Consider the following 21,644-nt stretch of genomic DNA (forward strand, 5'->3'; position numbering starts at 1 on the left):
TTGAGCATATAAGTATTAATTCTGATGCAGCTTGCGGTATGCTTGCGGCGAGACTCCGGCATATTGCTTAAACATACGGCTGAAATGTACCGGATTCGTAAAGCCGAGATGCTCGGACATGAATCCAACCGGCTCATCCGATAATTTTAGCAATTTCTTGGCATCGTCGATGCGCTTGCGCGTTATGAAATTGTTAATGGAAACGCCTGTGACCTCTTTAAAGGAGTGACACATGTAATATTTGTTTAAATGTATTTCCTTGGACAGGCTCTCCAAAGTAATCTGACTTTTATAATGCTGATTCAGATACTGAAGCATACGACGTACGTTGGTTTCTTTTTGCGATTGGGTTGGGGCCGTCAAGTGTGCGTACATTTCTTTCGATTTGCGATAAATTTTCAGAAGCAGCTGGACCATTAGACTCTGCAGCATAAATTCATTGCCGATTGCTTCCTTTTCTCTTTCGTACAATAAGGTGGAGAAGTGATGGTCCATGTCGCTTAAACCTTCCTCGTTCCAACGAATCAGCAAACCATTGGGATGGTTGAACAGGCTAATTAGTTTGGTATACAGATCTTCGCCTGCCATTTCCTGAATGTAATCACCGGTAAAATTGATATAGCTTCGAATATACGGAACATCCTTCATCGGGTTCGGCTGGTGAAGTACATCTCCGCTAAACAGCAGCATGTCCCCCGGCTTCATCTGGTACAATTCGTTCCCGACAATGATATTGACATTGCCTTGATGAAATAAATACACTTCATAGCCGTCATGCGCATGAAGCGGCCAGCTCTCTTGCCATTCCGTAACTTGATGGCGAATATAGATGCGTTCCCGCTTTAGTGCTGTGTTCGTCAAAAAATGGAGATAATGCGCCATGTCTCTCTCCTCCTCACCTCATGGATTCACTTGATCCTATTGTAGCACATTCGTGCCTCCGATTTGCACGAAACAAAATGAAGGGCTGCCGGTCGGCAGCCTCCTCATTACAGGGCAATCCAATTACTTACTTTGTTCATTGATCGCTTTATCAATCAGCGCTCCCGTCTTATCCAGAGCTTCCTTAGCTGTTGTTTTACCCGCGATTGCCTCAATAATATTATTTTTCAGATCGTTAGAAAATTTCGGCACGATGGTTTGACGTGACCAATCATTCGCAGCGAGAGGCGTCGTATTGGCAAGTTCATCCGCAAACACTTCGAACATTTCTTTGCCGAACGCATAATCAAGCTTCGCATTGTCCTTTCGCGGACTCATGAACAGCGAATCCTTGGTAAACTTGGCGTTAACGTCTTTTGACGACAAATATTTGATAAACTCTGCAGTTTCTTTTTCAACACCCGTCCCTTTGAATGCCATCACGTATTTGCCGCCAGGAACGGAAGAGCGAATTTTTCCTTTCGGCATGTAGGTGACGCCCCACTCGAAGTTCGTGATATCCTTGTAATTGCTGAGCACCCAGTTACCTGCCATATGAACGGCTACCGTACCTGAACGGAACAGATTGTTTGGATTCTCATTGCCTACCCATACCGATTGGGGCATGATACCGTCTTTATGGAGCTTGATAAACGTTTCCAATGCCTGTACGCCTTCCGGACTGTTGATGACCGATTTCTTACCGTCAGCACTCATCATACTGCCGCCGAATTGATATAGAATCGTCGACCACCGGTGCGGAGAGACGTCCCATACCATACCTGTCTTGGCTCCACCTTTGTCCATGACTTGTTTAAGGGCTGTGCTGAATTCGTCCCATGTCCAGATGTTATCTTTGGAAGTCGGCACCTTGACGCCCGCTTTATCGAATAGGGTTTTATTGTAGATCATACCGTTCGCCGTTACATCCATTGGGGCAGCGATAATTTTGTTGTCCATCACATAATATGGCTTGATGGAATCGACAAACTGGGACGTAAAACTGTCTTGTCCCCCCACATAAGGCGTCAAATCCAGAGCTTGATTGGCAAACATCCCGGTATCGGTAATACGAGCGAGTGCAGGCGGTTTACCTCCTGAGATCATCGTCTTGAGCTTCGTCGGCAAATCCTTGAAAGCAACCTCAATGAGATTGATTTTCACGTTCGTATTTTGCTTTTGATAATCCGCGATAATCCCTTTCATCACATCGCCTTCGATACCGTCCGTAAACCACAGATAATCTAGTGTAACCTCTTTCTTGGCTTTGGATTCACTCTTTCCTGTGGCCTGATCGTCCGTCTTCGTTCCTCCCGAGCTTGCTCCACAAGCAGTCAGCCCGAGCGTAAGCAGCCCAGCTAGGACAAGATTCATCGCAGATTTCATGTTTTTTTTCATATGGCATACCCCCCAATTTATTCGAAATATTAACTGTTGACGCTTTCTGATAACGGTTACATCTAAAATGTTATCACATCTTTTTTATTCCGTTAGATCGATTATTGCTTACAATTTAACGTATATTGCTTATTGACTTACATCCGTACTATTTCATTCCGGACGTCACCATACCGCTGACGAATTGTCGTTGGAAGATAAGGAACACGACAAGAACCGGAATCATCGTAATAACGGACATGGCAAGCAAGCTGCCCCAATCGACATTGTACTCTCCTATGAAGTTAGATAATGCTAATTGAACCGTGTACAGCGACGGGTCACTTATGCCGATGAGCGGCCATAAGAAATCGTCCCAACGCCACATAAAGGAGAAAATCGAGAGTACCGCCAGAATCGGTTTGCAGATCGGCAATATGATCCGGGAATAAATGCGCCATTCCGATGCTCCGTCCATACGTGCTGCTTCCAACAGTTCGTTCGGTACGGTAAGCAAATATTGCCGGAGCATAAAGACCCCTGTCGGCGTTGCAGCCGGAGGAATAATCAGCGCCCACAAGCTGTTGAACATTCCTAGGAAGCTGAGAACTTTAAAGATCGGGATCATAATAACTTCAAGCGGAATCATCAGTGTCGAGATGAAGCCGACGAGCAACACCGTATCGCCTCTAAAACGATATTTAGCCAGAGAAAATCCTGCCATGGAGTTGATCAGCAGCAGCAAGATCGTCGAGCTGATCGTAACAATCGTACTGTTCAAGAAATACCTGCCGAAATTCCCTTTCTCAAATGCATCAATAAAATGCTTGAATGTAATCGGCTGAGGATAAAAGCGCGGAGGAAAGCTGTACAAGTCATTATTAGTTTTAAACGATGAGATGACGATCCAAAGGACAGGAAACAACCATGCAGAGGCCAATACGATAAGACTAATATACAGGGTGACTTTAGCGGAAGATTTTAATTCCATATCAATTTTCGCCTCCCTTGGACAATTTATTCTGTAATGCGGTAAACAAGCAGATCAGAACAAACAATACAACCGACATCGCGCTCGCCATACCGAGTTCCTGCTTCGCAAAGCCCGTTTCGTAAATGTATTGCACAATAAATGTTGTTTCTCTTCCTGGACCGCCGCCTGTCAATGCGAACAAAAGCGGATACGCTTTGAAAGCGTCGATGAGCGCAAGCATGATAACAAGGACTGTCGTAGGCTTGAGAAGAGGCAAGGTAATACTGCGGAATACCCGAATCTTGGATGCCCCATCCAGTCGCGCGGCCTCGTAATAATCACTTGGGATGATTTGCAGACCCGCCATAAAGATGACCATATAAAATCCGAGACGTGACCAAACGGTTGCAATGATGACCGATAGGTTCGCAAAAAATGGATTCGACATAAACTGAACCGACTCTCCGCCAAACAAAGTCAAAACGTAGTTCATAATCCCGAAGTCACCAAAGATCCACTTCCAAGTCAGACCGACGATGATATAAGAAATCATCGTTGGCCAGTAAAATATGGATCGGAACAATCCCTTCGCCCGTAGGGGCTGAATAAGCATCATAGCAACCGCTAGGGAAACGCAATAAATCGATGGAACCGCAATCAAAGCGTAACGGGCCGTCTTTCCTAATGCGCCCCAAAACTCTTCGTTCATGAATATTGCTTTATAATTGTCGAACCCTACAAATTCCATTGGGTTCAGCCCGTCATATTTATGAAACGAATATACAAAGCCGATAATCGTTGGAATCACAATGAAAACTGAAAAAATCAACAGGTTTGGCAGCACGAAAAGATAAGGCGTCCATCCCATGGATTGTTCTCGGCGACGTTTTTTTACAGCCGAGGCTTGTGTGGACATTAAGCATTCTCCCTTCTAAAGTTGTGTTCTGAAGATAAGTCAAAATCCAAATGCCTCTTCTCCCGGTGAATGCCTCGAAAAACGCTTACATTTCACTGCATTATTCGATGGAATAACGAATCTCCAGACATTTACTCTCCGAAAAAACTTGGCATGAAGTTCACATAACTGCGAATATAAGGGACATTTTTGGTCGTATTCACCCTGTGCATCGTGTATGATCAAATGACTCCTCCCTTCTAGCCAAGCGAAGCATGTTCTTATTTTTCATTAAAATATACCATACTGAAATTGCGCCAACTTAACTTATATTGCTTACAATTTGACTTAAATTGTTGAATGTTATCGACAATCATGCTTTATAACCTAACATCACATGTAATGTGATCACAACTCGAAATCGCATGTGTCTTACGTACAAATGAAAAAGAACCTTGAAATATCAAGGTCCTAAAGTGGGATTATCCTGTCGTCGAACTGTTGACTTTGTTTTTGCAGGTGAGCGACGAGCTCTGTTGTATGATCGATGTACACGGCTTCCAGCATCGAGGCATTCGCTGCCTGGTCAAAGCCCGCACGCCGCAAGGCGGCAGTACGCTGCTCAGCCGGGACAAATTCACTTTGGAGCGCTTTCATAATCCATTGCGCCCACTCCGCAACATCCCACTCGAGCGGGATATTTTTATAAAAACCTGCACCGACACAAGCTTCCTCTGGAAGCGCTTCCGAGACCACGCAAGGCACGCCAGCCGCCTGGGCTTCCACGACAATCCGCGGCACACCTGCGCGAAAAGCAGGCACAACCAGCACATCCAGCAGTTGAAGCAGCGCCCTGCTGCAAACTTCCGAACCGAGCAAGTGCACTCGGTTGTCCAAACCTTTGGCAGCAATCAGCGCTTGAATGTCCTTGCGAAGCGCGCCATCTCCTGCCAGCACAAGCCGCACGCGCGGCACGCGAATGCACAACTCCTCAAAAATCTCAATCAAACGCTTCTGATTCTGGGCAGCTGTGAACTTGCCCGAATGCCCGATAACCAGTTCGTCCTCCGCGATACCTAACTTCGCACGAAGCGGTCCCCTCCCCGCCTTGAGATGGACATATCGTTCAATCTCAATCCCACCGTACAGCATCGTGTGAGGCGGCCGCATGAATTGCTCCGAGAGCAGTTGGCTTGCAACGGTCGAGCTTGCAATCACATGGCTGGCCAACCGCTTGACCAGGCGGGCTTCAAATCGGTACAGCAGCGGATGCGCCTCCCGCAGGGACAAAAGCGGACTCACTTCGTGCACTTGCACGATGCGTGCCGGAATGCCAAGCAACCGCGCAGCGAGCAGCATCGGACCGCTTGCCACATCCATATGGCTATGTATCGCTTGATACGGACCATGCTTGCGAATGGCAGCAACCAATTGAAGCAAGAACCCTACAGTCCCTGTCTGGGATGCCTTCGGAAGAATCAAAACATGGCCGCCTAAAGCGCGTATTTCTTCCTCATAATCAGAGGGATTCGGAGAAAACATGAGAAAATCAAACTGCAGCTTGCTGCGATCCACTTGCCGGTACATGGACATGATAAAATCCTGCGGTCCCCCGCGATTCATGCTCGAAATGAACTGCAAAACCCGGATCGGTTGATTTCCCATTGGCACACCCCTTTAACATTCACAGAAAGAATGTAAACTTTTGTAAACGAATAGGAAAATTGTAGCACGAAAACCGAAGCCTGCCTATACTTTATTAAGATTAAATTAAAATAAAATAAAGGTTTCATAAAGATTCATGGATAAAAATGGTTCTTACAGTACAACAAAAACGCGGCAACCTTTTCTAATGAAAAGATCCCCGCGTCTTGTGTATCGTTAAATTTTATAAGCCTTCCATACTCGAAACCATTTCGGCTTCACCCACACCGGATGCTCAGCGGTGATTGCAACATCTTGAATCACACACCAGGCATTATGCTGAAGCGAGCGGACCGCACCTTCCCCTAGCTTCGCCTGTATGACGCCATAGGCTTTATCCAGCGCGAAGCCTGATTTCGCCGTGTCGTGCGCATCAGACGCAATAAAGTGCGCCAAGCCGCTTCTGCACATGCGAAGCGAAAGCTGCATGATGGTTTTGCCATAACTGCCGAGCAATGAGTGTGCTGTAATTTGCGATAGGGCGCCATGATCAACAAGCTTCAACAGCTTCTCAGGACTTTCTATGATTTCCCGATTTCGTTCAGGATGAGCAATAATTGGCACTCTGTTCGACTGGATCAAGTCCTTCACGATTTTTTCCGTCACTGTCGGAATTCGATCTGGCGGTAACTCGAGCAGCACATATCTGGAATTGCCTAAAGAAGAGAGCACACCTGAACTAAGCTCTTCCAGCAGTTGCGGGTAAATCCGAATTTCTTGGCCGGCAATCACTCGAAGTGGAATGTTGTAGTCGTCTAATTGATCTTGAAAAGTTTTTACATACTGAACGATTTGCACGCAGCTGTTATAAAATCTACCGTTCATATGATGGGGGGTTGCTATCAAGGTATGTATGCCGCAACTTACAGCTTGTCGTGCCATGAGCAAGGCTTCATCGAGGTCATAAGCACCGTCATCCAGCCCGGGGAGAATATGAGAATGTATGTCGATCATGAGTTGCGCTCCTTGGCTTATTACTAAATGCCTATATTATACTAACCTTCTATTGAATAAATAGGTTATTTGATCCATTGCAAATCATAAACCGATTTACCTTATACCCAATATACACCAAAAAGGATTGTTTTTCACCGGTTTTTTTTCGGAAGTTATCGCATTAACACTTTCGATCATAATTACTTAGACCTATCTATTAAAACAATGGAAGCGCATTGCCCCCTTATCCAATTGAGAAGGGGGCAAAACGCTTTGCAATCAAATACCCGGTTAGTATGGATACGGATAATACGGCGGATACGGATACGGGTACGGATAAGGATAAGGATATGGATAGTAAGGCTGCGTAACGGCACCGTAAATCAGAGGCGCTGCAATCCAGGGGAGCAGGTTTGCGCCGCCTGGAAACCAGCCAGGGCCGTGACCGTGGCCGTCTACAAAAACAGGGCCGTGACCAATCCCACCCGGACCATGGCCAATACCACCGATACCGCCTGGACCGTGGCCAATACCGCCGATACCTCCAGGGCCGTGGCCGATGCCACCAATACCGCCCGGACCGTGGCCGATTCCTCCAAGGCCGCCGTGAATTCCGCCGCCAATCGGCGGACGATGCTCATTCGTTGCTTTTGTCGTCATAAACGCTTCACTCACATTCCTGTATAGTTTCATTATCTGCTATACAGTATGTGTGCAGATGCCCACTCGGTGAGCATTTCATCCAAAAATGGGCGCTTCAGCTTGAGGCAATCGCCGTGACGGCTTTTTATGCTTACGGCTTGCCCCATTTCCATAGGTCACAAAGGCCGACGAAGAAAACGATGACGGTCACAAGAACGATCGCCCTAAGATCCCAGGCATTCGGAAACTCGTTGATCTTCGCATTCGTGGCACGCAGAACGAGCACAAACAACAGTAAAATCAGGTTAAAAAATAAACAATACGCCATGCGCGCCGAAAGCTTATGCAGAGGGAGCTTGTCAATCAGCTTGCCGAACCCGAACAAGTCGCTGGATTTGCCGCCACGGGCTGGCTGCGGCCCAGGAGGGTGCGGGCCGGCATCATCATCGATTGTCTGCTTTGGATTTTTCCCCATGTCGACCTTCAACCCCTCGTGAGGCCTCCAGAACGTCCTGCCACATCAGAACGGTGCCAAGGAAGCTTACGATCGCTATACTGACGCCTCCAAGCGGTGTTAGAAGTCCTGCCTCCCACGTCATAATCATGGCCACGACACTTACCAACAATAGCACGAATCCCCCTGCCAGTTTCATTAAGCTCCTTGCCATAGTCAGATACACCTCCCCTTTGTATCATGAAGACTTTCCGAAATTCAGTACCGCCAATTTCGGAAAAATCCCAAGTTGATATAACCTATGCTAGATTCATAGAGTCGGTGAGGACTTGCGTCCTAGCTCCGGTGTAAAAGGCGCCCCGTCGTTGGCAGCGAACAGAAAAAAGCCCGAGGGCAGCATTTCAACCCTCAGGCTCACGTTCTTATCGGTTCAACAAGCTTCCCACATATCGCAGCAGCTCATTCGCGCAGACCGGGCAATACCCGTGCTCATCGATTAACTGTTTGGTGACGTCATTGATTTTCTTCAGCTGCTTCTCGTCCGGCGTCTTCGTGGAAGTCGTAATCTTGACGATGTCCTTGAGATCGGCGAACAGCTTCTTCTCGATCGCCTCGCGCAAACGCTCGTGCGAGCTGTATTCGAACCGCTTGCCCTTGCGGGAGTAAGAGGAGATGCGGATGAGAATCTCTTCGCGGAACGCTTTCTTCGCATTTTCCGAGATGCCGATCTGCTCCTCAATGGAGCGCATGAGACGCTCATCCGGGTCCATTTCCTCGCCGGTCAGCGGGTCTTTGATTTTGCCCCAGTTGCAGTAGGCTTCAATATTGTCCAGATAGTTGTCAAAAATCGTTCTGGCCGACTCCTCGAAGGAGTAGACGAACGCTTTCTGCACTTCTTTTTTGGCAATATCGTCATATTCCTTACGGGCCACCGCGATAAAGTTGAGATATTTCTCGCGCTCATCTTTGGTGATCGACGGATGCTGATCCAGTCCGTCTTTCAAAGCACGCAGCACATCCAGCGCGTTAATGCACTGAAGATCCTGGCGGATCAGCGCGCTCGAAATCCGGTTGATGACATACCGCGGATCGATGCCGCTCATGCCTTCTTCCTGGAATTCGTTCTGCATCTCCTTCAGATCGGCATCTTTATACCCCTCGACGACTTCGCCGTCGTACATGCGCATTTTTTTGACCAGATCCATGCCCTGTTTCTTGGTCTCTTTTAGACGCGTCAGGATAGAGAAAATTGCCGCAACCCGCAGTGCGTGCGGAGCAATATGTATGTGGGACATATCACTCTGTCCGATGAGTTTATAATAAATCTTCTCTTCATCCGACACCCGGAGGTTGTAGGGAATTGGCATGACAATCATCCGGGACTGCAGCGCTTCGTTTTTCTTATTGGCGATAAAGGACTTATACTCGGTTTCATTCGTATGGGCGACAATCAGCTCATCCGCGGATATTAGGGCGAAGCGACCCGCTTTGAAGTTGCCTTCCTGCGTTAGGGAGAGGAGGTTCCAGAGGAACTTCTCGTCGCACTTCAGCATCTCTTGGAACTCCATGATCCCGCGGTTCGCTTTATTCAACTCGCCGTCGAACCGGTAGGCACGCGGATCCGATTCGGAGCCGTACTCGGTAATCGTCGAAAAGTCGATGCTGCCCGTCAGGTCGGCGATGTCCTGCGACTTCGGATCGGACGGCGAGAACGTTCCGATGCCGACACGGCCTTCCTCGGAGACGAAGACGCGCTCGATCTGCACATCTTCGATGCAGCCGTTGTACTCGGTTTTGAGACGCATTTGACAGGATGGACATAAGCTGCCCTCGATCTTCACGTTCAGTTCGCGCTCGATTTCTGTGCGGAGCTCCAACGGAATGAGATGGAGAGGCTCTTCGTGCATCGGACACCCTTTAATCGCATAAACGGCCCCCAGATCTGTCCTGGAGAACTGCTCCAAGCCGCGTTTCAGCATGGTCACAATTGTGGATTTCCCACCGCTTACAGGACCCATCAGCAGCAAGATACGTTTACGAACATCAAGGCGGCGGGCAGCGGAGTGGAAATATTCTTCCACCAGCTTCTCAATGGCACGATCCAGCCCAAAGATCTCTTGGTTGAAAAACTTGTAGGATTTGTGGCCGCTCTGATCGTTGATCCCTTGCGAAGCGATCATATCGTAGACCCTAGAATGTGCGGTTCTCGCGAGTCCAGGATTCGTGCGAAGCAATTCTATGTACTCCGCGAACGTACCGGTCCAGCTTAACGCATCCTTCTCCGTACGATGCTCCGAAATTCTTTTGAATATGTCCATGGGTACCTCCTTTCACTGCTGCCTTTGCTGTTGATTAGGTCAGCTCGTGATGGTGAATTGTGTACTACAATCCTATGCACCCATGGAAGATAACTTGCCCGAAATTTTAAAGATAATTAGGATTGCACGATCAGCTCATAGCTCCCGCCTGCCTCAACTGGAAACAGCAAAATATGGGAATTCCCCGATTCAACAAGTGTTTGAGCAGCGGGGAGGCCTGCTGCTTCCACTGCAGCTTGCAGCGTTACAAGGCACTTCGTGCGGACTCTGCAGATGCCGCTGGCTGAGGCATGGATGACTGCCCTTGTCAATTGGCCTTGCCGCCAGCTTAAATCGATACGATAGCCGCCTCGTCCTCGCAGACCCACCACGTCACCGTCCGCCCACGCGGATGGCAGCGCTGGCAGAAACGACAGTTCGTCCTGATGAGAATGCAGCAGCATCTCCGCAATCCCGGCTGTGAAGCCAAAATTGCCGTCGATCTGAAACGGGGGATGCGCATCAAACAGGTTCGGGTACATCGATTTGCGCAGCATTGTGTTCACATAGGCAAGCGCTTGATCGCCCTCTTCCAACCGCGCATACATATTCAGAATCCAGGCCGAGCTCCAGCCGGTATGCCCCCCGCCGTTTTCGATCCGGCGGGCGAGGGTGACCGCAGCGGCTTGCGACAATTCCGGCGTCCGGTGCGGACTGATCTGCGTCCCGGGATGCAGCGCGAATAATTGTGAGATATGGCGGTGCCCTTTGTCTTCCTCCTCGTAATCCTCCAGCCATTCCATGATTTGGCCGTACTTGCCGATGCGCTGAGGCGGAAGCTTCGCTCGCAGCTGAACCAGCTGCGCCCTGAACGCTTCATCGAGCTGCAGAAGCTCGCTGCTTTGGATGCAGGCGTCGAACAGCTCGGTGATGATCTGCGTATCCATTGCCGGTCCCATACACAGGCTGCCGCTCGTGCCGTTCTCCAGGACGTACCGGTTCTCTGGCGATACTGACGGTCCGCTGACCATATAGCCGCTTGGCGATGCTATCAAATAATCTATGAAAAATACAGCGGCATCTTTCAATAACGGATAGGCACGATCCCGCAGAAACTTGTGATCTTGTTCAAAACGAAACCGTTCCCATAGATGCAAGACGAGCCAGGCAGCGCCCATCGGCCAGATCACGCAGGTTGGGAACAAGCCTTCCGGGCGCGTTTCGCCCCAGATGTTCGTATTGTGGTGCGCGACGAAGCCCGAGCACCCGTAGAGTTCCCGCGCGGTTTGCCTGCCGCTCGGCTGCATGCGCTCGATATGATCGAATAGCGGCTCGTGGCATTCGGATAGCCCGCATACTTCCGCAGGCCAGTAATTCATCTGCGTATTGATGTTGATCGTATACTTCGATTCCCAAGGAGGCGTAAAGCTGTCATTCCAGATGCCCTGCAGGTTGGCAGGCAGCGAACCGGGGCGGGAGCTGGCGATGAGCAAATATCGCCCATAGTTAAAGAGAAGCTCCGTGAGCCCCAAATCATACCCCTGACCTTCCTTCATCCGCTCCAGTCTGCGATCGGTCGGGAGCGCGGCAAGCTCATTCTCTGCGGTTGAATCCGCCAGCTTGAGATCCATACGGCCGTACAGCTCGCGGTAATCCCGTACATGCCGCTCCTTCAGCACGTCGTAAGTATAAGCCTCGGCGCTGCAAATCTGCGCTTTGCACGCTGCCAACGGGTCCTTGCTGCGGAACGTCGATCCCGCTGCGAGAAAGAGTGTCACTTGCGTAGCGCCCTCAACCGACAGAAAATCGCCGACGACCGATACGCGTCCGTCTTCGGCGACAGCTTTGACGGCACACGCGTAAGCGACGCCTTCTTTTCCGCAATCGCCGTTCATCCATATGCCATCGTCGCCCCATGCTCCGCTTAAGCCCTCATACGGACGTCGATTCAAGTTCGCAGAGAAGTGCAGCTGCCCGGGAGTATCGCATGTCAAGCGAATGACCATGACTTGATCAGGGTAGCTGCTGAACAGCTCACGGCGGAACTTAACGCCATTCACGGTGTATGAAGTACTGGCCACCGCCTGATCAAGATCCAGCTCCCGATGATAATCTTGGGTCTGAGACGCCACATGGCTATGAAAATATAACCTTAAATCCCCTAAAGGTAGATAGGGATTATAGTATTTCGGCGCCGAAAATAGCGCCATCCTTGCATACCTCGTCGCTTCCTCGACCTTGCCTGCAAAAAGCAGATTGCGGATTTCCCCTAAATAACGGGGAGCATCGGGATTCAGCCCCTCCTTCGGTCCTCCGTACCAAATGGAGTCCTCGTTAAGCTGGATCCGTTCCTCCGCCACTTGACCAAACATCATAGCCCCCAGCCGACCATTCCCGATGGGAAGCGCTTCTGTCCAGATCGCGGCTGGCTGCTGATACCACAGCTTGCTGCGGTTCTTCATGATCCTCATCCCTCCAATGCCCTGTCTGGATCCTGCTCCTTATGCCGGATAGGCATCATCATGCGCATGCAGGTGCCTCCGTGTTCCCGGCTTTCAATTTCTAAGCCAAATTCTTCGCCATAGACCATTTGAATGCGCCTGTGCACATTCAGCACCCCTATGCCGCCTTTATTGCCGGAGTCGTCGACTTCACCGTCTGCAAGTCGATTCGTATTCAATTTTTGCCGAAGCTTATCCAGAACCGCTGCCGACATCCCCGCTCCGTTATCCTCTACGCTAATCCAGAAGATGCCGTCCCGAACACCGCCGTCAATCCGAATATAATGGTGGTCCTCAAGTCCGTCCGGGAACGCGTGCTGGAACACATTTTCCACCAGCGGCTGCAGCGTTAGCCGAACCATGCTGTACAGCAGGTACTCGGGCTTGATCGCCACGTCAATTTCAAACTCCCGGCCAATCCGGTACTGCAGAATAACCATGTAATTCAAAACGTGCTTAAGCTCGTTCGCCACCGTAATCTGCTCGAGATTCGTCTGTACGGCATACCGCAGCATATACGCCAGCGCCTTCACGATGTCGGAAATTTCCTCCGAATCCTGAATCGTCGCGTAACAAACAATGGTTTCCAACGTGTTGTACATAAAGTGAGGGTTGATTTGCAACTGTAAGGACTGAAACTCGGCCTTCTGTCGCTCCATCCGAATCTCGGAATTGGTCAGTTCCACCTGAACGACGCGATCAACGGCTTCGGACAGCCTTTTCACCATGACATTGTACCGGACCATCAACTCGACGATTTCGTCTCGGTGCGGAGGCAGCGGGATCATCGCCCAATTCCCTTTCTCTGTCTCGCGCATGCCGGATTTGAGCGTTTGAATCGGTTTCGCCAGTGACCTGCCGAATCGGAACGACAGCAGCATCGCGAGGATCAGCGTAAGAATCCCCACAACAATGGTTGTTGTCCGAATATTCATAATCGGCTTTCGCAGCTCGCTCAAGGGCATGGAGACGACCAACTGCCAGCCTGAGTAATCGGACGTACGGCTCACATACAAGCGCTCGTCCCCTTCAAAATCATCCACGAACGAGTGCGTACCTGATGCATCGAGCTTTTGTATGAAAGTCTCCGGCGCATTTTCCCCGACTTTACTGCTTTCCGGGTGGTACACGTAGTTCCCCCGTCTATCGAGAATGAACATGTAGCCGTATTTGCCCAGGTCAATCCCTTTCCAAAGCGCCGATAGATCGGATGATCTCATCTCGATGGCGAGCAGTCCGCTCAAATCGGGGGAGGTAAACCCGCGGATGCGGCGCACCATCGTCAGCATTTGATTTTCTTGTCCTTCAATGATCGTATGGTTCAGCATCGTCAAACTTCCGTCAGCCTTTGTGTTGGCAAGAAAATAGTCCCGCTGCTTTTGAATATCGATTTTCTGAAAAGACTGCTCATTCACGCCGTTATAGTAATAAAGCGCATTCAGCTTATCGCTGATCAAATAAATCGCCGTCAGTTTCGGGTTCCGAATGAACAAGGGCTCGACGCTGAAATCGCGGATGTTGCTGCGAAACATGTAATAATCGTACTCCTCGCGGTTGACCGGCAAATCAATAAATTCCATGATCTGGCGGTTCGTCAGCAAAGAGACGATGGAACGTTCATAATCTTTCAAATATAAATCGGTATGATGTACAGCGTTGCCGACGATCTGGCTCATCTGATTTTCAACCATTTCATCCAACTCGCTGGAGGTTGTCATATAGGTGATCACGCCGACGCTGCTCAATGAAAAAATAATAACAATGAGAAAATAGACGACAATTTTCTTCGTTAGACCACGGATTCTCATTTGATCCCCAGGCTCGCTCGGAATTCGGAGGGCGATTGACCTACTACTTTTTTAAACGTTTTCGTAAAATGCGGATAATCGTCGTAACCTACCTCAGCCGCTACATCCACGATGCGGATATGAGGAATCATCAGCATTTCTTTCGCTTTCGCCATACGTTTGTTAATGCGGTATTGGACGAACGTTTCATGGGTCATTTTTTTAAAAAGGGAGCTGAAATACGTCGGCGTCAAGCCCACCATCGCCGCCACATCATCGAGTGAGATATCCTCTGCGAGATGGGTGTCGATATACACCCGGGCTTCCTCTAACGGATCTTTGTAGATGCCGCTCCGCGCGATTTTGAGCCCCTTCACAATCTCCTGAATGCCTTGCTCAAAGCTGTCAAGCGCATCCTCCGTGCGATCCGCCTGCAAATAATTCGGCAGCACGGGCGGGGAGTAATTGCGCGCCTGCAGCCGCTTTACCAGCACGGTATGGCAGTCGTCCAGCAGCTCCTTCAGTTGGGCTAAGGTCAACTCCGACGACAGGCAATGCTCTCTCCAGCGGTTCAGCAAACTCTTCAACTCTTCGACTTGCAGCTCCCAGATGCACTGCTCCAGCTCATCCATCCATTCTATGAAACGGGACGGAGGTAAGTAGCTCTGTGACGTTTTCTTGATCAGTTGATCAAACATCGCGTGTACGTCCGATTTGGTCGCCGGCTTCAGCAAATAATACCGGACGCCATAGTTCATGCTTTTCTGCGCATACTCAAAATCATTGTAGCCGGATATCACGACCATTTTAATGTGGGGATAGTCACGGTGCAGGATGCGGCACAGCTCCAAACCGTCCATTTTCGGCATGCGAATGTCTGTCAGCACCAGATCCGGCTCAAGCGCCTTAATGCTCGCTAACGCCGCTTCGCCGTTCTCGGCCGTTTGAATCTTGGTAAAAGAAGGGTGATACAATTCCGCCATCTTGACCAGCCCTCTGCGTATAACAGGTTCATCATCTACGATTAATACATGCATACCCAGCCCTCCTTTTAACATGTGTACGAACGATGCCTTTAATGATACCTTACAGAGACAGGTTCCACAACGCGAACTCCGCGTATATGGAACCTGCAGTTCAGTACTCTCCTACCGCGGTAAGCGGGTTTGCGCGAATTGCCACGCGATGGTGCTGAAGGACTCCGGAACAACTTGATCGTTGCCGAGAAGCTCTCCGGCGTAGCTGCCGTCCGGCCGCCGGGTGACCTGCGCCCTCCACCAGTGGCTAGCACCTTCCTCGTAGGCAAACGTCTCGCCGTCATCGTCGTACAGCGTACCTTCGCCTGATTCCTCACCGAAATGGACGAAGGTCAGCGGAACAGGGCTGCCGGGTTCCGGCACATGAGGCATGCTCGGCATCATCGGAATGACGGCTCCGCTCCGAACGAAGATCGGCATGATCTCGAGCACTGCAGAAATGCGCACGATTTGCCCGCCTTCATAGCGTTCGCCGGTCTCCAGTCCATACCAGACGCCTCCCGGCAGCAGCACGTCCCGCTCCGTCTCTCCGGCTACGAGCGGGGCTACTAAGAGAAACTCGCCCAGCATATACTGATCGTCCCACTCACGGGTCGTTTTCTTGCCATAGGCGGCGTCGGTCGTATTTAAAACCTCCTGTTCGAACTCAGCCAGATGGCCTTCCGCCGCCGCGATTTCTGCCGGCGACATAACCAGGGGCATCGCTCGAAAAGGTGGAACCCCAGTTTCCCTGTAAGCAGCAAAGGCCGTATATAAATAAGGCAGCAGTCTCATCCGCAGCTCAATATAGTGGCGCACGATGCTTTCAACTTCGGGATAAGACCAGGGCTTCGTCCCGTCACCCCATGCATTCAACATGGCCAGCGACGAGAGACACACGGTCTGCATGCGCCGCACCCAATCTTCCGCGCTGACCGCTCTACGCACTTCCGGCGTCCACAACAGCCCGCTAAACGAAGCGTTGCATAGCGCCCGGATATACTGCTTATGATCGTATAAGTCCGAGTAAAGCACATAGGGCATGGTCGAAGCCGCCGCGCCCGATGCTCGGACAAGACCGTACGTTCGCCGGTTCTTGCTGCGGTACAGGTCGCTCGTCATCTTCTGGAACATCAGACCGTACAGTTGTCTCATCTGCTCGCCGTCGAGTCCTGAAGGAAACTTGGCATGGGCCGGAAACATCCACGAATTGCGCGTCAGCTCGCTGCCGTCACATTCGTCGAGCTTATAGCCGGACACGCCTAGGCTGACATGCTCTGTCTCGTGGACTTGCTTGTACTGCGCAGCCGCTTCCTCCATCGCGTAATCCGGCGCCAAACCGCCCCAGACGGTGTGGCTGCCGGCGTAGGGACGCAGCTTTTCGTAGATTTTACTGGTAGGTGAGACATAGGGATGCTCCCACAAATTTACGCGCATGCCTTTCGCACGAAGCTGCTGCACGAACGTCCCGGGCGATGGGAATCGATTCGCTTCCCATTCGTAACTTACCGGATAGCTTTGGCTGTGCCAGCCGGGTTCGAGCCCGATCACATCGCAGGGGATGCCGCGCTGACGGAACTGCTCCGCTTCTTCCAGCACCTGCTCGTCGGTGTACAGCGTCGGCACGCGATGCCAAAAGCCGAGCCCCCATTTCGGAGGAAGCACGCCGCCCCCGCAGAACAAGTTGTAGCGGGCCACAACGTCCGTCAGCGAAGGCCCTCCAAAGACGTAGATATCAAATCCATCCTTCGGCAGCCGCAGCTCTGTGCGAGCCGCTAGCGGCGTCGCCGACCAACCTGCGTTGGTGTTGCGGTCGCGGACATGCTCGGCGCGCGTATCCGCCAGCTCCAAGGTTGAGCCACAATGCATCGTCACGATCCGGGACGTATCAATCAGGACGCCGTAACCACGGTCGCTCGCATAGAACGGAACCGGCGCGTGCGTTTCGCCCGTGTCCTGCTTAGGGTCGCTGTTGACTCGAAGATAACGGGTTCTGCCCCGCTGATTCATGCGCATGAGCTGCAGACCCGTTCCATACAGCTTCTCCGAAGGTGTCAACGGGAAGGAAACGAGCAAGCCATCGCGGATTTCTTCTATGCGAACCTGATCCCAATCAAAGGGTGGCTGCACCTCCGGCATTTGCTTCAGTGCAGCCTCGCGAGGCTGCACGTTCATATAAGTAAGCGGCGTCATGCCCTTCGCTTCTTGCATTTCTTGAAGGGTCACACGCCACACCCCCGGCGCGGCCAGGGACCAGCTTGCTGCCATCATGCTGTCATCTCTCCGTTCTCCTTCATCTGAGGGACAAGTATGGCTTGCATCTGCCCTGTTGCACTCGCCACATGCGCATAATGAACCAACGCCTGCGTTTTGAGATAATCTTGACCGCTGGTTTCCGATTCGCGATGCTCCTGAAGCGATGCCAGAAATTCCGTCAATGTATCCGTTTCATCAATGCCGCTTAGATCCTCGACCTTGACAGCCATGTGATCACGAATCAAGTAGATCTCCTTGTCTCTTACTTCGATTGCGCCTTCTGTGCCTTCTATGCGCCAATTGCCGCTCCATGGCGTTTCCGTGCCTTTGGATGCAATCGTGGCCTGATAGGCAGCTGTAATGCCGCCCTCCAGCTCGATAAACGCATACGCGCTTAGAACCGCGCCCTCCTCCTGCCAGCCGTTTACTGGATTGAACAACTTCGCCTGAATCGCCGTTCCTTCCTTGCCTGTAAAATAGCGGAGCAAATCAAAATGATGAACGCCGATATCGTCAAGAATATGGACTGTATATCGCCGCTGAACGTGATGGTAGCGGTAGAACTGAATATCGAGCGAGGATATGGCGCCAATAGCTCCAGCATCAATCAGCTGCTTGGCCTTGCGAATATAAGGCATTCTCCGATAATTCTCCGCAATCATGAAAGGAAGTCGCTCCCGAGCCGCTCGCGCCACAATTTCCTTTGATTCCTGGTAATCGAAGGAGATCGGTTTTTCGCACAGTACGGCCAGTCCGCGGTCAAAAGCGGCCGCATTCACTTTCGTATGCATCATCGGCGACGTCACATTGACGAGAAAATCCGCCTGGGTCGTCTCCAGCGCTTCTTCCAGCGACGTGTAAAACGGAAACGGATCATCCCCCATTTTGATCTTCATGGCTGGATCGACTTCTACCACCGCAGCGAGCAGCCCTCTTTCTTTCAGGCGTTTGTACCAGCTAAAACCGGCAGAACCTAAACCAACGAGTATTGCCTTCATTTTCAGTCCATCCCCCTATGTTTGAAGTGGAATCACCATGTTCCACGTGTTCTCTGCATGGCGGAAACCGCCCGGCCCGTCCCCGACGGCCGCAAACAGGTGCGTAGCCCGGCCATTCTGAAACAGCAAAAACGGCCGCTCGAGGTTGCCCATCGTTTGTACCGTTCCGTCATCCCATTGCACCGTGCGCGAATAAGCATGCGGTTCCTCGGCCAAGCGCCAATCCAGTCCATTTGATGAAAAGGCATGAATGCCGCCATGCTTCTCTCCGCATAGCGTCCCTTCCATATCTTTGGCAATCAATTCGTAGCCATCCTCCGTTTTCCAAATAAACGGATCTTCAATATGAAACTTGGCCGGCGGAAAAATCGGCTCTTCCGACAAGACACGGTACGGCCCCTGCCAATGATCCGCCTGAGCCGCTCCGATCGTCATCGCGCCATGCACAATGCCTTCGTACTTGCGCGCTTTGTAGATAAGCAGCACCGAACCGTCCTCATGAATACACGGCGCCGGATTGGAGGTCAGGAAGCTGTCGAAATGTCCTGGCCGAACCGGAAGAATCGGTTGATCCATACGCTTCCACGGACCATAGACGCTCGTGGCTGTCGCCAGTCCCACTCTTTTATTCGCGCGCGCGACGATACAGCGCGGATCGTCCAGTCCGAACCCATCGCCAGGCGTCGGCTCCATTAACGGATGTGTCGAGCCCATATAATACAGCAGATAATGGTCGCCATGCTTCGTAATATGCGGGTTATGCGTGCTGCGGCCATCCCAATATTCCGCACCTCTGGCGGGCAGAACAACCTCTTCAAACCTGTACGGCCCCTCCGGCGTATCAGATACAGCCCGTACAATCTCGGATGCAACCAGCCAGCCCGGATGCATCGGCAGCGTTTTGGGCCATCGAGAGGCAAACATGTGAAACCGTCCGTCCTCGCCTTGGATAACCGATCCGCACCATACCCAGTATCCCTCCATACGAAAACCGCCTTCGCGCGGAGCCGGAAGCATACGTTCTGCAAATCTCGCCATCACCGTCACACACCTCTCTGTCGAATCTTGCCTTCATTATAAAATATTGCAACGAATCTAGAAGGCGAATTCTTACGCTGCTATGTCTTTTTTTACGATTTGCGCCCAATATCAGGAAGAGCCCGGGCATGGATGTCCCGGGCTCTCTTCCTTACTTATTAATCAGGACCGCGCCTTCCTTCTTGTTCCAGCGATCCGTCGCTTCTTTAATAATTTCGTTGCCGCCCTTGCTCTTATATTCCTCGATGACCTTCGGCCAGTCCGTAATCGGCTCCTTGCCGTAAATCATTTTAATCATATGATCGACGACCACTTTCGGCCCAACGTCAGGCTGTGGAGCGGCCAAATCCGGATATTTGGAGAATGTGCTAAGCTCCGGATAGAACCCGATGCCGGACAAACCTTCCTTCGACAGAACGTCATTGAACGCTTTAAGCGTTGCTTTGCCGTTGTCGTCAAGCTGCAGTCTCATCTTGTTGTAGGTGGAATCGTGCACGGCCCACAGCGTGCCGCTGCGCCAGCCTTCTTCATCCGTCTCTTCGGCTGTTTTCGGGAATTTGTAGTTGATGGCACCGCTGCTGTCTTTCGTGAAGGTATCGCCTTCGATCCCTACGGAGAAGAAGGTTTCCGCTTCCGGCGTCACCATCCAGTCGAACATTTTAATGATATCCGCAGCCTTCTCAGGCTTCACATTTTTATTAATGAAGAAGGAGCGAATCACCGGGGAGTAGTAGAAATAACCACCCTTTCCTTCCGGCCCTTGCGGCGATGGAATGATATCAACTTTCGATCCAGGAACCGCTTGTTGAATCTTCGTACGGTAGCCAGGCAACCCTGATCCATTCTGCGACCAGCTGCCCGCTTTGCCAGATTCGATGCTCTTGCCGAAATCTGACGAGGAGATTGTTGCAAACTCCTTGGAGATCAAGCCCTCGTCATACATCGTTTTGTAGACGGTAAGCGCTTTTTCCATATTTTCAACATCGAAGAATTTCGGTACGACCTGGCCGTTCACAAGCTCGAACTGATCTTTGTACGGAAGAACATCGAATGCGCCGAGAATGACGTCGGCATATTTGAAGTTTTCACGCATTTGATACGGCTGCTCGACGCCCATTTTCTTGAAAGCTCTGAGAACATTCAAGAAGTCATCCACCGTTTTCGGCGGCTGAAGGCCTGCCTTCTCCAGCAAATCGGTACGAATGTACGTGCCGCGACGGGAAGGATTGCTTAAGAACTCAGGAACAGCGTAAATTTTGCCTTGATAGGACACGGTGTCCCAAGCCGCTTTCGGAATTTGCTTCATCAAATTCGGCGCATACTTATTGAGCAAATCATCAAGCGGCATAAACACGCCGTTTTCAACGGAACCCGACATGGATTTGCTGCCTGGCCCCCCAATACTGCCAACAACATCCGGAATGTCATTGCCTGCAAACATCAAGCCGAATTTGGAATCCTCCAACACCTTGAGATCGACATCCATGTTCGTCAGCTCTTCCAGCTTCAGCACCCATTTATCCTTGTTAATATCAGGAACCCTCGTATGGTAACCTGTACTGACGGTTGTCGGAAGCACCATCGAGAACTTCGTCGGCTCTTTCTTGACGTTCGAACTGGCCGACGGCTGAGCGGACGAGCCGCTGCTCGAGCTTCCACTCGATGAACAAGCCGGAAGCACAGCAGCCGTGAGCATAACGGCCATGGAGAGACTAAGAACTTTTTTCATACAACCCCTGCTTTCCTTATATTTGAAAACGATTACATTACATCTTTATTTTAGGTTGTTTCAATAATTTTTGTATGTAATTCCTTATGCTCGGTTGTCTTATTTTTCGATTGGCGCCTT

General features: G+C 50.8%; 17 protein-coding genes. All 17 read right to left on the minus strand.

The window, feature by feature from the left end; genetic code table 11:
- Nucleotides 1-15 precede the first annotated feature (15 nt).
- Nucleotides 16-882, minus strand: coding sequence for a helix-turn-helix domain-containing protein (locus EJQ19_RS23120; protein ID WP_126143611.1), 867 nt, complete (start codon nucleotides 880-882; stop codon nucleotides 16-18).
- A 123-nt stretch (nucleotides 883-1,005) separates the two neighbouring features.
- The gene (locus EJQ19_RS23125; RefSeq protein ID WP_126143612.1) at nucleotides 1,006-2,319 is read right to left on the minus strand and encodes an ABC transporter substrate-binding protein; all 1,314 of its coding nucleotides are present in this window, start codon (nucleotides 2,317-2,319) and stop codon (nucleotides 1,006-1,008) included.
- 148 nt (nucleotides 2,320-2,467) lie between these two features.
- Nucleotides 2,468-3,289: a carbohydrate ABC transporter permease gene (locus EJQ19_RS23130; RefSeq protein WP_126143613.1), complete on the minus strand. Its 822-nt coding sequence runs from the start codon at nucleotides 3,287-3,289 to the stop codon at nucleotides 2,468-2,470.
- Between the two features lies 1 nt (nucleotide 3,290).
- A complete protein-coding gene (locus tag EJQ19_RS23135) occupies nucleotides 3,291-4,187 on the minus strand; it encodes a carbohydrate ABC transporter permease (RefSeq protein ID WP_126143614.1) in 897 nt (298 codons plus the stop codon).
- A 450-nt stretch (nucleotides 4,188-4,637) separates the two neighbouring features.
- Nucleotides 4,638-5,831 (minus strand): glycosyltransferase, encoded by a 1,194-nt coding sequence (locus EJQ19_RS23140; protein ID WP_126143615.1) that lies wholly within the window; start codon nucleotides 5,829-5,831, stop codon nucleotides 4,638-4,640.
- A 216-nt stretch (nucleotides 5,832-6,047) separates the two neighbouring features.
- Nucleotides 6,048-6,824: a tyrosine-protein phosphatase gene (locus EJQ19_RS23145; RefSeq protein ID WP_126143616.1), complete on the minus strand. Its 777-nt coding sequence runs from the start codon at nucleotides 6,822-6,824 to the stop codon at nucleotides 6,048-6,050.
- A gap of 273 nt (nucleotides 6,825-7,097) precedes the next feature.
- Nucleotides 7,098-7,466 (minus strand): hypothetical protein, encoded by a 369-nt coding sequence (locus EJQ19_RS23150; protein ID WP_126143617.1) that lies wholly within the window; start codon nucleotides 7,464-7,466, stop codon nucleotides 7,098-7,100.
- A 133-nt stretch (nucleotides 7,467-7,599) separates the two neighbouring features.
- Nucleotides 7,600-7,923 (minus strand): hypothetical protein, encoded by a 324-nt coding sequence (locus EJQ19_RS23155; protein WP_126143618.1) that lies wholly within the window; start codon nucleotides 7,921-7,923, stop codon nucleotides 7,600-7,602.
- Nucleotides 7,892-8,116, minus strand: a complete 225-nt coding sequence (locus EJQ19_RS23160) for a hypothetical protein (RefSeq protein ID WP_126143619.1) — start codon at nucleotides 8,114-8,116, stop codon at nucleotides 7,892-7,894. The genes EJQ19_RS23155 and EJQ19_RS23160 overlap by 32 nt, the downstream gene beginning before the upstream one ends.
- Nucleotides 8,117-8,324: 208 nt before the next feature.
- Nucleotides 8,325-10,220, minus strand: coding sequence for a PrkA family serine protein kinase (locus EJQ19_RS23165; protein ID WP_126143620.1), 1,896 nt, complete (start codon nucleotides 10,218-10,220; stop codon nucleotides 8,325-8,327).
- Nucleotides 10,221-10,336: 116 nt separating this feature from the next.
- Entirely contained in the window at nucleotides 10,337-12,661 is a 2,325-nt protein-coding gene (locus tag EJQ19_RS23170; protein ID WP_241243055.1) for a glycoside hydrolase family 95 protein, read from the minus strand.
- A gap of 5 nt (nucleotides 12,662-12,666) precedes the next feature.
- Nucleotides 12,667-14,508 carry a cache domain-containing sensor histidine kinase gene (locus EJQ19_RS23175; RefSeq protein WP_126143622.1) on the minus strand — a complete coding sequence of 614 codons (1,842 nt, stop codon included), beginning with the start codon at nucleotides 14,506-14,508 and terminating at the stop codon, nucleotides 12,667-12,669.
- Nucleotides 14,505-15,524, minus strand: coding sequence for a response regulator (locus EJQ19_RS23180; protein WP_126143623.1), 1,020 nt, complete (start codon nucleotides 15,522-15,524; stop codon nucleotides 14,505-14,507). Before EJQ19_RS23180 ends, EJQ19_RS23175 begins: the two co-directional genes overlap by 4 nt.
- 111 nt (nucleotides 15,525-15,635) lie before the next feature.
- A complete protein-coding gene (locus EJQ19_RS23185) occupies nucleotides 15,636-17,774 on the minus strand; it encodes a TIM-barrel domain-containing protein (protein WP_241243056.1) in 2,139 nt (712 codons plus the stop codon).
- Nucleotides 17,771-18,757 (minus strand): Gfo/Idh/MocA family protein, encoded by a 987-nt coding sequence (locus EJQ19_RS23190; protein WP_126143624.1) that lies wholly within the window; start codon nucleotides 18,755-18,757, stop codon nucleotides 17,771-17,773. Before EJQ19_RS23190 ends, EJQ19_RS23185 begins: the two co-directional genes overlap by 4 nt.
- 15 nt (nucleotides 18,758-18,772) lie before the next feature.
- Nucleotides 18,773-19,795, minus strand: coding sequence for a glycoside hydrolase family protein (locus tag EJQ19_RS23195; protein WP_126143625.1), 1,023 nt, complete (start codon nucleotides 19,793-19,795; stop codon nucleotides 18,773-18,775).
- A 151-nt stretch (nucleotides 19,796-19,946) separates the two neighbouring features.
- Nucleotides 19,947-21,524 (minus strand): extracellular solute-binding protein, encoded by a 1,578-nt coding sequence (locus EJQ19_RS23200; protein WP_126143626.1) that lies wholly within the window; start codon nucleotides 21,522-21,524, stop codon nucleotides 19,947-19,949.
- Nucleotides 21,525-21,644: the final 120 nt, after the last annotated feature.

Source organism: Paenibacillus whitsoniae (genome assembly GCF_003955665.1).
GTDB lineage: Bacteria > Bacillota > Bacilli > Paenibacillales > NBRC-103111 > Paenibacillus_E > Paenibacillus_E whitsoniae.